This is a genomic window from Streptomyces sp. NPDC005551 (assembly GCF_042871785.1).
Taxonomy (GTDB): Bacteria; Actinomycetota; Actinomycetes; order Streptomycetales; family Streptomycetaceae; genus Streptomyces.
In genome coordinates this window covers 258,793-272,612 of record NZ_JBIAJE010000008.1, presented here as the reverse complement: position 1 = coordinate 272,612, position 13,820 = coordinate 258,793, and the positions used below count along the sequence as shown (strand labels likewise).

Here is a 13,820-nt window from a genome sequence, read left to right as displayed (position 1 = left end):
CAGCCACCGTGTCTGACCCGAACCTGAACGACGCCACCGAGTCGGTCGAGTCCGCTGAGGACGAGCTCGACATCGTTGAGGCGGCGGACGCCGAGGACCCGGACCAGGCCGAGGCTGCCGACGCCGAGGCGGGCGAGCCCGCCGAGGAAGCGGCTCTGAGCGTCGAGGACGAGTCCGACGAGTCCACCGAGGACACCGAGTCCGACGAGGACACCGAGCCCGCCGCGGACACCGAGGACGACGCCGCCTCCGACGAGGCCGTCACCGAGGACGCCGAGGAAGAGGCCGAGCCGGTCGACCCCGTCACCGCTCTGCGTGAGGAACTCCGCGCCCTGCCCGGCGAGTGGTACGTCATCCACACGTACGCCGGTTACGAGAACCGCGTGAAGACCAACCTCGAGCAGCGCGCCGTCTCGCTGAACGTCGAGGACTTCATCTTCCAGGCCGAGGTGCCGCAGGAAGAGGTCGCGCAGATCAAGAACGGCGAGCGCAAGACCATCCGCCAGAACAAGCTCCCCGGCTACGTGCTGGTGCGCATGGACCTGACGAACGAGTCCTGGGGCGTCGTCCGCAACACCCCCGGCGTCACCGGCTTCGTGGGCAACGCCTACGACCCGTACCCGCTGACCCTGGACGAGATCGTCAAGATGCTCGCCCCGGAGGCGGAGGAGAAGGCCGCCCGCGAGGCCGCCGAGGCCGAGGGCAAGCCGGCTCCGGCCCGCAAGCTCGAAGTCCAGGTGCTGGACTTCGAGGTCGGCGACTCGGTCACGGTCACCGACGGCCCGTTCGCGACGCTGCAGGCGACGATCAACGAGATCAACGCCGACTCGAAGAAGGTCAAGGGCCTCGTCGAGATCTTCGGCCGCGAGACCCCGGTCGAGCTCTCCTTCGACCAGATCCAGAAGAACTAGCCCTTCTGGAACAGATGCCTCCGACCAGGTCAGACAGGCGCTCGCAGCCGGTCTGACCTGCTCGGTTTTTGGCCGCGCACAGATACCCGTTATCGTTGTGCGGTATGCCTCCATACGGATCATTGGTCCGGTCGAGGCAGCCGTCTGGGGCGACTCGGACGTAGGAAGGCGAAAACGAAAGAGGACCCGGAATGCCTCCCAAGAAGAAGAAGGTCACGGGGCTCATCAAGCTCCAGATCCAGGCCGGCGCCGCCAACCCGGCTCCGCCTGTCGGCCCCGCGCTGGGCCAGCACGGCGTCAACATCATGGAGTTCTGCAAGGCCTACAACGCCGCGACCGAGTCGCAGCGTGGCTGGGTGATCCCGGTGGAGATCACGGTCTACGAGGACCGCTCCTTCACCTTCATCACCAAGACGCCGCCGGCCGCGAAGATGATCCTCAAGGCCGCGGGTGTGGAGAAGGGCTCCGGCGAGCCGCACAAGACCAAGGTCGCCAAGATCACTCAGGCGCAGGTCCGCGAGATCGCCACCACGAAGATGCCCGACCTGAACGCCAACGACCTGGACGCCGCGTCGAAGATCATCGCCGGCACCGCCCGTTCCATGGGCATCACGGTCGAGGGCTGAAACCCACCTCGTAAGTCTTGAACCGTGGAAGGGCCTGCTCGGCCCGGACCACGACTCCTCAGAGAACACAGGAGCAGTAGTGAGCAAGCGCAGCAAGTCTCTCCGCGCTGCGGACGCCAAGATCGACCGGGACAAGCTCTACGCCCCGCTCGAGGCCGTCCGTCTCGCCAAGGAGACCTCCACGAGCAAGTTCGACGGCACCGTCGAGGTCGCCTTCCGCCTGGGTGTCGACCCGCGCAAGGCCGACCAGATGGTCCGTGGCACCGTGAACCTCCCGCACGGCACCGGTAAGACCGCCCGGGTCCTGGTCTTCGCGACCGGTGACCGTGCCGAGGCCGCGACTGCCGCGGGCGCCGACATCGTCGGCTCCGACGAGCTCATCGACGAGGTGGCGAAGGGCCGTCTGGACTTCGACGCCGTCGTCGCCACCCCGGACCTCATGGGCAAGGTCGGCCGCCTGGGCCGTGTCCTCGGCCCGCGTGGTCTGATGCCGAACCCGAAGACCGGCACCGTGACCCCGGACGTGGCCAAGGCCGTGACCGAGATCAAGGGCGGCAAGATCGAGTTCCGCGTCGACAAGCACTCGAACCTGCACTTCATCATCGGCAAGGCGTCCTTCGACGACACCCAGCTGGTGGAGAACTACGGCGCCGCGCTGGACGAGATCCTTCGTCTGAAGCCGTCGGCCGCCAAGGGTCGGTACATCAAGAAGGCCGCGATCAGCACCACGATCGGCCCCGGCGTTCCGGTCGACCCGAACCGCACCCGCAACCTCCTCGTCGAGGAGGACCCGGCCGCCGTCTGAGCCTCCCGCTCACTCCGGTAGCCGCGTCGCGCACGCGAACCCAGGACGGGCCCCGCACCTTTCGAGGTGCGGGGCCCGTCCGTCTTCCGTCCCCGAGTCCGGCCCCCCGGGACACGCGATCGGGACATCTGTGCCGGTGGGCTGCGCTAGCGTGCGGATCACAGTCATCGCTCAGGGGTGGGGGACATGATCAGCACCGTACTGCGGCGCGTGGGCCTGCCGTTGGCCGTGATCGGTGTGCTGAGCGGCGCGCTGAGCGGGTGCGGCCCGGCGGACCCCGCGGGGCGGAAGCCCCCGCGCACGGACGACCCCCGGGAGGCCGCGGCCCGCACCGCCGTCACCAGGACGCTGAGCGAGGTCCGCAGCCGCACCCGCGAGGCGGGTTCGGCCCGCGTCGACTGCTCGACGGCCAGGGGCAACATGGTCGCCACGCGGTCCAAGGGCGTCCTCGGCTGGTCCGACGGCCTCTCCGGCACCCTGACCATCACGTACACCGGGGGCAGCTGGGCCACGACCATGCGGGAGATGGGCAACGTGTCCACCCCGGCCCGCTTCGTCTCCGACACCTACTACGCGAAGATGAGCGACAGGTTCGCCACCGTCTCCGGCCGCGGCAGGCACTGGATCAAGTACGGCTACGACGCCTCCGCGAACTTCACCCCGGCGCAGTCGGTCGAGCTGCTGCTGGCGGCTCCCGACACCCACGAGGTCGGCACGGAGCAGGTCCGCGGCATCCGCACCACGCACTACTCGGGCACGGTGACCGTCGCCGCACTGGACGCCCCCCGCCCGGGGCTCACCCGCGCCGAGCTCGCCGACCTCGCGAAGTGGTTCACCGAGGCCGGCGTCCGCAAGGAGAGGGTCGACGTCTGGGTCGACGCCGCGGGCCTGCTGGTGAAGCGGTCCGAGCGCGGGGAGACCCCCTCGGGCGCCCTGGTGACCACGGCGTACTACGCGGACTACGGCACCCGCTTCGCCACCCCCGAGGCCCCGCCTGCCGACGACACGGTCGACTTCGCGGATCTGGTCGACCCCGAGACCCCCTGAGAACTCGCGCGAACACGTCGAGCGTCCGGGATAGGCTCACGACCTTGCTGTGAACCTGCTCGACGTTTCCTGGGGGGAACCATGAAGACCGCTGTAAGCACAGCCGCACGACGTCGCACGCTCGGCGTGGCGCTCACCGTCCTCGCTCTCGGCGCGAGCGCCGTCGCCTGTTCCAAGAGTGACAGCGAGGCCGGAGAGTCGCCGTCGATGACGCCCGCGGCCGCCGTGGCCGAGGCCGCGAAGAACACCGAGGACATCACGTCCCTGCGGTACCGGATGACCGGCAAGGTCCCGGAGCAGGGCCGGGTCGAGGCCGAGGCGTCGATGAGCATGAAGCCGATGGCCATGAGCATGAAGATGTCGGCGCTCGACGCGGGGGCCGACAGCGGCAAGGTGGAGCTCCGGTTCGTCGACGGCGCGCTCTACATGGGCGGCGGTGCCGCTGCCGCCAAGGAGATGGACGGCAAGCACTGGATCAAGTTCGGGGACCTGGGCAAGAACGCCGGCTCCTCCGGTGCCGGCGCCTCCGGCATGGAGGACCAGGTCAAGAAGAACCCGGCCCAGGAGTCCACCTTCCTGACCGGCTCCAAGGACGTGAAGAAGGTCGGCACCGAGAAGGTGGACGGCGTCGAGACCACGCACTACAAGGGCACGGTCACCCTCGACGAGTTCCGGGACTCCCTCAAGGACGAGGACAAGGCCACCCGTGAGGCGCGGGAGAAGAGCCTCCAGCAGTACGAGACCATGGGCATCGACAAGGTCACCATGGACATGTGGATCGACCCGGACGAGCACACCAAGCAGTTCCGGATGCGGGGCGCCGCCGACAAGGGCCCGCTCGACATGACGGTCACCTTCCTCGACTTCAACAAGCCGGTGACGGTGCGCGCGCCGGCCGCCGGGGACACGGTCGACCTGGCCGAGACCCTGCGGGACGCCCAGGAGGGCTGAGCGCCGGCTCACGCGCCTGTCGAGCACCCGTGCCGGGCGAGCCGGGACCCTCGCGGGAGCGGGGGTACCGGAGCCCGGACGGGGGCCTTCCGGGCGGATTTGCTCGACGGCGATCCGTTCGCGTACTCTTCCGGAGAAGCCAAAGACCGCTGGTCGTTGCCGTGCGCTCGTGAGGGAGTGCGGTGGCCGAAGGATCCGCTGAAACTGCGGACGACCCGCGTAGGTGACTGTGGATGTGCTCCCCGGAGTTCGCTTGCGGACAAAAGGTCGAGCCACGCCCCTGCGCCTGCGCCGGGGCGTTTTGTTTTGTCGGCCTCTTCTGAGCGGTCCTCATCACCCGGAAGGAGGCCACGCTTATGGCAAGGCCCGACAAGGCTGCCGCGGTAGCCGAGCTCGCGGACCAGTTCCGCAGCTCGAATGCCGCCGTGCTGACCGAGTACCGGGGTCTCACCGTGGCGCAGCTCAAGACGCTGCGTCGTTCGCTCGGTGAAGACGCCCAGTACGCCGTGGTGAAGAACACGCTGACCAAGATCGCGGCCAACGAGGCCGGGATCAACCAGCTCGACGACCTGTTCAACGGTCCGACGGCGGTTGCCTTCATCACCGGTGACCCGGTGACGTCGGCGAAGGGTCTTCGTGACTTCGCCAAGGACAACCCCAACCTCGTCATCAAGGGCGGTGTCCTTGACGGCAAGGCGCTGTCCGCCGACGAGATCAAGAAGCTTGCGGACCTCGAGTCCCGCGAGGTTCTGCTCGCCAAGCTGGCGGGTGCCATGAAGGGCAAGCAGTCCCAGACTGCCGCGCTCTTCCAGGCGCTTCCCTCGAAGTTCGTCCGCACCGCGGAGGCGCTTCGTGCCAAGCAGGCCGAGCAGGGCGGTGCCGAGTAATTCGGCTCGCGCATTGACCGCCGCCTGACGGCGACGGTCGCAGCGGGCCGAACGTACGCCCGCCTCACCAGTACATCCGGCACCTGCCGAATTAGTGGAAGGACGCCATCATGGCGAAGCTGTCCCAGGAAGAGCTGCTCGCGCAGTTCGAGAACCTCACCCTCATCGAGCTCGCCGAGTTCGTGAAGGCCTTCGAGGAGAAGTTCGACGTCACCGCCGCCGCCCCGGTCGCCGTCGCCGGTGGCCCGGTTGCCGGCGCCCCGGCCGAGGCCGAGGCCGAGCAGGACGAGTTCGACGTCATCCTCACGGGTGCCGGCGAGAAGAAGATCCAGGTCATCAAGGTCGTGCGTGAGCTGACCTCCCTGGGTCTGAAGGAGGCCAAGGACCTCGTGGACGGCGCTCCGAAGCCGGTCCTCGAGAAGGTCGCCAAGGACGCCGCCGAGAAGGCCGCCGAGTCCCTCAAGGGCGCCGGCGCCTCCGTCGAGGTCAAGTAACACCACGAGTCCCGCGAGGGGCTCACGCGCGCTGACACAGCCGCTCACGCAGCGCTGTAACGCCGACGCACCGAAGAGCGATCACCCACTTGGGTGGTCGCTCTTCGGCGTTCAGGGGGTCCCGGAGCGGCTGCCTTGCACCGCCGGTCGCGACGAGTATGGTGATCTTCGTCGTGCCTCCGGCGGACCCCGGGGCGGGCGGCGAGTGACGTGGACAGCATCTTGTTCGGGCCTGGGGGGCCTTGACGAACCGCACGGAGCGCGCAATTCTCAGGACGCGTCGTCACAACGATCCGGATCCGAGGCATGGATCGGCGGCGAAGAGGGCAGTATCGATGTGCATCGAGGGCATGGCTTGCAGCAGGGGTTGAGAGCAACGAGGGTCTTCAAAAACCCGCACTGGACATCAGTGAGCCTAGTGGCTACACTGACCCTTTGCGCTGCCTGTTAGCTGCCTCCTGCCCGTCACCAGGGGCATGCCCTCGCTTGAGCACCGATGATCGAATCGCCTCTGAGCTGGTCTTCCCAGCCGAATGAGGAAGGTCCGTCCCGGTGCACCAGCCGGGGACCGGTACGCGCGTAGTGAGTCCGAGCCCTCGGAAGGACCCCCTCTTGGCCGCCTCGCGCACTGCCTCGACCGCGAATACGAACAACGGCGCCAGCACCGCCCCGCTGCGCATCTCCTTTGCAAAGATCAAGGAGCCCCTCGAGGTTCCGAACCTTCTTGCGCTGCAAACCGAGAGCTTCGACTGGCTGCTCGGCAACGACGCGTGGAAGGCTCGTGTCGAGGCGGCTCTGGACAACGGACAGGACGTCCCCACCAAGTCCGGTCTGGAGGAGATCTTCGAGGAGATCTCCCCGATCGAGGACTTCTCCGGGTCGATGTCGCTGACCTTCCGCGACCACCGCTTCGAGCCTCCCAAGAACTCCATCGACGAGTGCAAGGACCGCGACTTCACGTTCGCGGCCCCGCTCTTCGTCACCGCCGAGTTCACCAACAACGAGACCGGCGAGATCAAGTCCCAGACGGTCTTCATGGGCGACTTCCCGCTCATGACCAACAAGGGCACCTTCGTCATCAACGGCACCGAGCGTGTCGTGGTGTCCCAGCTGGTCCGCTCGCCGGGTGTCTACTTCGACTCCTCCATCGACAAGACGTCCGACAAGGACATCTTCTCGGCCAAGGTGATCCCCTCCCGGGGTGCCTGGCTGGAGATGGAGATCGACAAGCGCGACATGGTCGGTGTCCGCATCGACCGCAAGCGCAAGCAGTCCGTCACCGTTCTCCTGAAGGCTCTCGGCTGGACGACCGAGCAGATCCTCGAGGAGTTCGGCGAGTACGAGTCCATGCGCGCCACCCTGGAGAAGGACCACACCCAGGGCCAGGACGACGCGCTCCTGGACATCTACCGCAAGCTGCGTCCGGGCGAGCCGCCGACCCGTGAGGCCGCGCAGACCCTGCTCGAGAACCTCTACTTCAACCCCAAGCGCTACGACCTCGCCAAGGTCGGCCGCTACAAGGTGAACAAGAAGCTCGGCGGCGAAGCCCCGCTGGACGCCGGCGTCCTGACCGTCGAGGACATCATCTCGACGATCAAGTACTTGGTGAAGCTGCACGCCGGTGAGACCGAGACCGTCGGTGACAACGGCACCTCGATCGTCGTCGAGACCGACGACATCGACCACTTCGGCAACCGTCGTCTGCGCAACGTCGGCGAGCTCATCCAGAACCAGGTCCGCACGGGTCTGGCTCGTATGGAGCGCGTCGTCCGCGAGCGGATGACCACCCAGGACGTCGAGGCGATCACGCCTCAGACCCTGATCAACATCCGGCCGGTCGTCGCCTCCATCAAGGAGTTCTTCGGCACCAGCCAGCTCTCGCAGTTCATGGACCAGAACAACCCGCTGTCGGGTCTGACGCACAAGCGTCGTCTCTCGGCTCTGGGTCCCGGTGGTCTGTCGCGTGAGCGGGCCGGCTTCGAGGTCCGTGACGTGCACCCCTCGCACTACGGCCGCATGTGCCCGATCGAGACCCCCGAAGGCCCGAACATCGGCCTGATCGGCTCGCTCGCCTCCTACGGCCGGGTCAACGCGTTCGGGTTCGTCGAGACCCCGTACCGCAAGGTCGTCGAGGGTGTCGTCACCGACGACGTCGACTACCTGACCGCCGACGAGGAAGACCGCTTCGTCATCGCCCAGGCGAACGCGATCCTCTCCGAGGACATGCGCTTCGAGGAGTCCCGCGTCCTCGTCCGCCGCCGTGGCGGCGAGATCGACTACATCCCGGGCGACGACGTCGACTACATGGACGTCTCGCCGCGCCAGATGGTGTCGGTCGCGACCGCCATGATCCCGTTCCTCGAGCACGACGACGCCAACCGTGCCCTCATGGGCGCGAACATGATGCGTCAGGCCGTACCGCTGATCAAGTCCGAGGCGCCGCTGGTCGGCACCGGCATGGAGTACCGCTGCGCGGTCGACGCCGGTGACGTCCTGAAGTCGGAGAAGGACGGTGTGGTCCAGGAGGTCTCCGCGGACTACATCACCACCGCCAACGACGACGGCACGTACACCACGTACCGCCTCGCGAAGTTCTCGCGCTCGAACCAGGGCACCTCGGTCAACCAGAAGGTTGTCGTGGACGAGGGCGCCCGGATCATCGCCGGACAGGTCCTGGCCGACGGCCCGGCGACCGAGAACGGCGAGATGGCGCTCGGCAAGAACCTGCTCGTGGCGTTCATGCCGTGGGAGGGTCACAACTACGAGGACGCGATCATCCTGTCGCAGCGCCTCGTGCAGGACGACGTCCTCTCCTCGATCCACATCGAGGAGCACGAGGTCGACGCCCGTGACACCAAGCTCGGCCCCGAGGAGATCACCCGGGACATCCCGAACGTCTCCGAGGAGGTCCTCGCCGACCTCGACGAGCGCGGCATCATCCGTATCGGTGCCGAGGTCGTCGCCGGCGACATCCTCGTCGGCAAGGTCACGCCCAAGGGCGAGACCGAGCTGACCCCCGAGGAGCGCCTGCTCCGCGCGATCTTCGGTGAGAAGGCGCGCGAGGTGCGCGACACCTCGCTGAAGGTGCCGCACGGCGAGATCGGCAAGGTCATCGGCGTCCGCGTCTTCGACCGCGAGGAGGGCGACGAGCTGCCCCCCGGTGTGAACCAGCTGGTGCGCGTGTACGTGGCGCAGAAGCGCAAGATCACCGACGGTGACAAGCTCGCCGGCCGTCACGGCAACAAGGGCGTCATCTCCAAGATCCTGCCGATCGAGGACATGCCGTTCCTGGAGGACGGCACCCCGGTCGACATCATCCTCAACCCGCTGGGTGTCCCGTCCCGAATGAACCCGGGACAGGTCCTGGAGATTCACCTCGGCTGGCTCGCCAGCCGCGGCTGGGACGTCTCCGGGCTCGGCGAGGAGTGGGCGCAGCGCCTGCAGGCCATCGGCGCCGACCAGGTCGACCCGGGCACGAACGTCGCGACCCCCGTCTTCGACGGTGCGCGCGAGGACGAGCTCGCGGGTCTGCTGCAGCACACCATCCCGAACCGCGACGGCGAGCGCATGGTGCTCCCGTCCGGCAAGGCGAGGCTGTTCGACGGCCGCTCCGGCGAGCCGTTCCCGGAGCCGATCTCGGTCGGCTACATGTACATCCTCAAGCTCCACCACCTGGTCGACGACAAGCTGCACGCCCGGTCGACCGGTCCGTACTCGATGATCACCCAGCAGCCGCTGGGTGGTAAGGCCCAGTTCGGTGGCCAGCGCTTCGGTGAGATGGAGGTGTGGGCGCTGGAGGCATACGGCGCCGCGTACGCCCTCCAGGAGCTGCTGACCATCAAGTCCGACGACGTGACCGGCCGCGTGAAGGTCTACGAGGCCATCGTCAAGGGCGAGAACATTCCCGAGCCCGGCATCCCCGAGTCCTTCAAGGTGCTCATCAAGGAGATGCAGTCCCTGTGCCTCAACGTGGAGGTGCTGTCCTCGGACGGCATGTCCATCGAGATGCGCGACACCGACGAGGACGTCTTCCGCGCTGCGGAAGAGCTCGGAATCGACCTGTCCCGGCGCGAGCCGAGCAGCGTCGAAGAGGTCTGACGGGAGTCCGGCCCGGGGCTCAGCGATGAGCCCCGGCCGGCCCCAGGACCCCCGTTTCAGACCCCTAAGACTTACAACCCTGAGAGGGATTGACGCATAGTGCTCGACGTCAACTTCTTCGATGAGCTCCGGATCGGTCTGGCAACCGCTGACGACATCCGTCAGTGGAGCCACGGCGAGGTCAAGAAGCCCGAGACCATCAACTACCGCACGCTCAAGCCCGAGAAGGACGGACTCTTCTGCGAGAAGATCTTCGGTCCGACCCGGGACTGGGAGTGCTACTGCGGCAAGTACAAGCGCGTCCGCTTCAAGGGCATCATCTGTGAGCGCTGCGGCGTCGAGGTCACTCGCGCCAAGGTGCGTCGTGAGCGGATGGGCCACATCGAGCTTGCCGCTCCCGTCACCCACATCTGGTACTTCAAGGGCGTCCCGTCGCGCCTGGGCTACCTGCTCGACCTGGCCCCGAAGGACCTCGAGAAGGTCATCTACTTCGCCGCGTACATGATCACGTACGTGGACGAGGAGCGCCGCACGCGTGACCTGCCGTCGCTGGAGGCGCACGTCTCCGTCGAGCGTCAGCAGGTCGAGAACCGTCGCGACGCCGACCTCGAGGCCCGCGCCAAGAAGCTCGAGACCGACCTGGCCGAGCTCGAGGCCGAGGGTGCGAAGGCCGACGTGCGCCGCAAGGTGCGCGAGGGCGCCGAGCGCGAGATGAAGCAGCTGCGCGACCGTGCGCAGCGCGAGATCGACCGTCTCGACGAGGTGTGGACCCGGTTCAAGAACCTCAAGGTCCAGGACCTGGAGGGCGACGAGCTCCTCTACCGCGAGCTGCGTGACCGCTTCGGCACGTACTTCGACGGTTCGATGGGTGCCGCGGCGCTGCAGAAGCGCCTGGAGTCCTTCGACCTGGACGAGGAGGCCGAGCGCCTCCGCGAGATCATCCGCACCGGCAAGGGCCAGAAGAAGACCCGTGCGCTGAAGCGGCTGAAGGTCGTGTCTGCCTTCCTGCAGACCTCCAACAGCCCCAAGGGCATGGTCCTCGACTGCGTGCCGGTCATCCCGCCGGACCTGCGTCCGATGGTGCAGCTGGACGGTGGCCGCTTCGCGACCTCCGACCTGAACGACCTGTACCGCCGCGTGATCAACCGCAACAACCGCCTGAAGCGGCTTCTCGACCTCGGCGCCCCCGAGATCATCGTGAACAACGAGAAGCGCATGCTCCAGGAGGCCGTCGACGCCCTGTTCGACAACGGTCGTCGTGGTCGCCCGGTCACCGGTCCCGGTAACCGCCCGCTGAAGTCCCTCAGCGACATGCTGAAGGGCAAGCAGGGCCGATTCCGTCAGAACCTGCTCGGCAAGCGCGTGGACTACTCCGCGCGTTCCGTCATCGTCGTCGGTCCGCAGCTGAAGCTGCACCAGTGCGGTCTGCCCAAGGCCATGGCGCTGGAGCTCTTCAAGCCGTTCGTGATGAAGCGCCTGGTCGACCTGAACCACGCGCAGAACATCAAGAGCGCCAAGCGGATGGTCGAGCGCGGCCGCACGGTCGTGTACGACGTCCTGGAAGAGGTCATCGCCGAGCACCCGGTTCTGCTGAACCGTGCGCCGACGCTGCACCGCCTCGGCATCCAGGCCTTCGAGCCCCAGCTGGTCGAGGGCAAGGCCATCCAGATCCACCCGCTCGTCTGCACCGCGTTCAACGCGGACTTCGACGGTGACCAGATGGCCGTGCACCTGCCGCTCTCCGCGGAGGCGCAGGCCGAGGCCCGCATCCTGATGCTGTCCTCGAACAACATCCTCAAGCCCGCCGACGGCCGCCCGGTCACGATGCCGACCCAGGACATGGTCCTCGGTCTGTTCTTCCTGACCACGGACGGCGAGCTGCGCGACGTCAAGGGCGAGGAGCGCTCCTTCGCGTCCGTCGCCGAGGCGATCATGGCGTTCGACGCCGGCGAGCTCTCGCTGCAGTCCCGCGTGGACATCCGCTTCCCGGTGGGCACCATCCCGCCGCGCGGCTGGACCCCGCCGGCCCGCGAGGAGGGCGAGCCCGAGTGGCAGCAGGGTGACACCTTCCGGCTGCGGACGACCCTGGGCCGCGCGCTCTTCAACGAGCTGCTGCCCGAGGACTACCCGTTCGTCGACTACGAGGTCGGCAAGAAGCAGCTCTCCGAGATCGTCAACGACCTCGCGGAGCGCTACCCCAAGGTCATCGTGGCGGCGACGCTCGACAACCTGAAGGCGGCCGGCTTCTTCTGGGCGACCCGCTCCGGCGTCACCGTGGCCATCTCCGACATCGTCGTTCCCGAGGCGAAGAAGGAGATCGTCAAGGGCTACGAGGCGCAGGACGAGAAGGTCCAGAAGCAGTACGAGCGCGGTCTGATCACCAAGGACGAGCGCACGCAGGAGCTCATCGCGATCTGGACCAAGGCGACCAACGAGGTCGCCGAGGCGATGAACGCGAACTTCCCGAAGACGAACCCCATCTTCATGATGGTCGACTCGGGTGCCCGCGGAAACATGATGCAGATGCGTCAGATCGCCGGTATGCGTGGTCTGGTGTCGAACGCCAAGAACGAGACGATCCCGCGTCCCATCAAGGCGTCCTTCCGTGAGGGCCTGTCCGTGCTGGAGTACTTCATCTCCACGCACGGTGCCCGTAAGGGTCTGGCCGACACGGCTCTGCGTACCGCCGACTCGGGTTACCTCACCCGTCGTCTGGTCGACGTCTCGCAGGACGTCATCATCCGCGAGGAGGACTGCGGCACCGACCGCGGTCTGCGCCTGGCGATCGCCGAGCGCGGCGCCGACGGCGTCCTGCGCAAGACGGACAACGTCGAGACCAGCGTGTACGCACGTGCGCTGGCCGAGGACATCGTCGTCGACGGCGTGGTGCTGGCCCCGGCCAACACCGACCTGGGCGACGTCCTCATCGACGAGCTGGTCAAGCACGGCATCGAGGAGGTCAAGACCCGCTCGGTCCTGACCTGCGAGTCCGCCGTCGGTACCTGCGCCATGTGCTACGGCCGCTCGCTGGCCACCGGCAAGCTGGTCGACATCGGTGAGGCGGTCGGCATCATCGCCGCCCAGTCCATCGGTGAGCCCGGTACCCAGCTGACGATGCGTACCTTCCACACCGGTGGTGTGGCAGGTGACGACATCACCCAGGGTCTGCCCCGTGTCGTCGAGCTCTTCGAGGCTCGTACGCCGAAGGGTGTCGCCCCGATCTCCGAGGCGGACGGCCGTGTCCGCATCGAGGAGACGGAGAAGACCAAGAAGATCGTCATCACCCCCGACGACGGCAGCGACGAGACGGCGTTCCCGATCTCCAAGCGTGCCCGTCTGCTGGTGGGCGAGGGCGACCACGTCGGAGTGGGCCAGAAGCTCACCGTGGGTGCCACCAACCCGCACGACGTGCTGCGGATCCTCGGTCAGCGCGCGGTCCAGGTCCACCTGGTCGGCGAAGTCCAGAAGGTCTACAACTCGCAGGGTGTGTCGATCCACGACAAGCACATCGAGATCATCATCCGGCAGATGCTCCGCCGGGTGACGATCATCGAGTCCGGCGACGCGGAGCTGCTGCCGGGCGAACTGGTCGAGCGCGGCAAGTTCGAGACCGAGAACCGTCGTGTGGTCCAGGAAGGCGGCCACCCGGCCTCCGGCCGTCCGCAGCTGATGGGTATCACCAAGGCCTCGCTCGCCACCGAGTCGTGGCTGTCGGCGGCGTCCTTCCAGGAGACGACCAGGGTTCTGACGGACGCGGCGATCAACGCCAAGTCCGACTCCCTGATCGGCCTCAAGGAGAACGTCATCATCGGTAAGCTCATCCCGGCCGGTACGGGCCTGTCCCGCTACCGCAACATCCGGGTCGAGCCGACCGAGGAGGCCAAGGCCGCGATGTACTCGGCCGTCGGCTACGACGACATCGACTACTCGCCGTTCGGCACGGGCTCCGGCCAGGCCGTTCCGCTGGAGGACTACGACTACGGTCCGTACAACCAGTAAGG

The 13,820-nt window shown here is 67.2% G+C and carries 9 protein-coding genes; all 9 read left to right on the top strand.

Going from position 1 to position 13,820, the window contains the following annotated elements; all coding sequences use genetic code 11:
• The first annotated feature begins 8 nt into the window (after window positions 1-8).
• The 9 genes from nusG to ACFYP4_RS24270 all read left to right on the top strand — a co-directional run bounded on the left by nusG (window position 9) and on the right by ACFYP4_RS24270 (window position 13,818).
• Window positions 9-911: a transcription termination/antitermination protein NusG gene (gene nusG / locus ACFYP4_RS24310; protein ID WP_358852977.1), complete on the top strand. Its 903-nt coding sequence runs from the start codon at window positions 9-11 to the stop codon at window positions 909-911.
• A gap of 191 nt (window positions 912-1,102) precedes the next feature.
• The gene (rplK, locus tag ACFYP4_RS24305) at window positions 1,103-1,537 is read left to right on the top strand and encodes a 50S ribosomal protein L11 (RefSeq protein ID WP_030359033.1); all 435 of its coding nucleotides are present in this window, start codon (window positions 1,103-1,105) and stop codon (window positions 1,535-1,537) included.
• A 79-nt stretch (window positions 1,538-1,616) separates the two neighbouring features.
• Window positions 1,617-2,342 carry a 50S ribosomal protein L1 gene (rplA, locus tag ACFYP4_RS24300; RefSeq protein WP_358852976.1) on the top strand — a complete coding sequence of 242 codons (726 nt, stop codon included), beginning with the start codon at window positions 1,617-1,619 and terminating at the stop codon, window positions 2,340-2,342.
• A 186-nt stretch (window positions 2,343-2,528) separates the two neighbouring features.
• Window positions 2,529-3,389, top strand: coding sequence for a hypothetical protein (locus tag ACFYP4_RS24295; RefSeq protein ID WP_388787956.1), 861 nt, complete (start codon window positions 2,529-2,531; stop codon window positions 3,387-3,389).
• Window positions 3,390-3,470: 81 nt separating this feature from the next.
• Window positions 3,471-4,340, top strand: coding sequence for a DUF1396 domain-containing protein (locus ACFYP4_RS24290; RefSeq protein ID WP_388787953.1), 870 nt, complete (start codon window positions 3,471-3,473; stop codon window positions 4,338-4,340).
• Between the two features lie 356 nt (window positions 4,341-4,696).
• Entirely contained in the window at window positions 4,697-5,227 is a 531-nt protein-coding gene (gene rplJ, locus ACFYP4_RS24285) for a 50S ribosomal protein L10 (RefSeq protein ID WP_358852973.1), read from the top strand.
• Between the two features lie 110 nt (window positions 5,228-5,337).
• Window positions 5,338-5,721, top strand: coding sequence for a 50S ribosomal protein L7/L12 (gene rplL, locus ACFYP4_RS24280; RefSeq protein ID WP_358852972.1), 384 nt, complete (start codon window positions 5,338-5,340; stop codon window positions 5,719-5,721).
• 612 nt (window positions 5,722-6,333) lie between these two features.
• Window positions 6,334-9,819 (top strand): DNA-directed RNA polymerase subunit beta, encoded by a 3,486-nt coding sequence (gene rpoB, locus ACFYP4_RS24275; protein ID WP_358852971.1) that lies wholly within the window; start codon window positions 6,334-6,336, stop codon window positions 9,817-9,819.
• Window positions 9,820-9,918: 99 nt separating this feature from the next.
• On the top strand, window positions 9,919-13,818 hold the full coding sequence (locus tag ACFYP4_RS24270) for a DNA-directed RNA polymerase subunit beta' (RefSeq protein WP_358852970.1): 3,900 nt from the start codon (window positions 9,919-9,921) through the stop codon (window positions 13,816-13,818).
• The last annotated feature ends 2 nt before the right edge of the window (window positions 13,819-13,820 follow it).

What these genes read in the sequence shown, in the direction of transcription:
- rplK (WP_030359033.1), top strand. Translation starts at nt 1,103, where the DNA reads ATGCCTCCCAAGAAGAAGAAGGTCACGGGGCTCATCAAGCTCCAGATC.
- ACFYP4_RS24295 (WP_388787956.1), top strand. Translation starts at nt 2,529, where the DNA reads ATGATCAGCACCGTACTGCGGCGCGTGGGCCTGCCGTTGGCCGTGATC.
- ACFYP4_RS24290 (WP_388787953.1), top strand. Translation starts at nt 3,471, where the DNA reads ATGAAGACCGCTGTAAGCACAGCCGCACGACGTCGCACGCTCGGCGTG.
- rplJ (WP_358852973.1), top strand. Translation starts at nt 4,697, where the DNA reads ATGGCAAGGCCCGACAAGGCTGCCGCGGTAGCCGAGCTCGCGGACCAG.
- rplL (WP_358852972.1), top strand. Translation starts at nt 5,338, where the DNA reads ATGGCGAAGCTGTCCCAGGAAGAGCTGCTCGCGCAGTTCGAGAACCTC.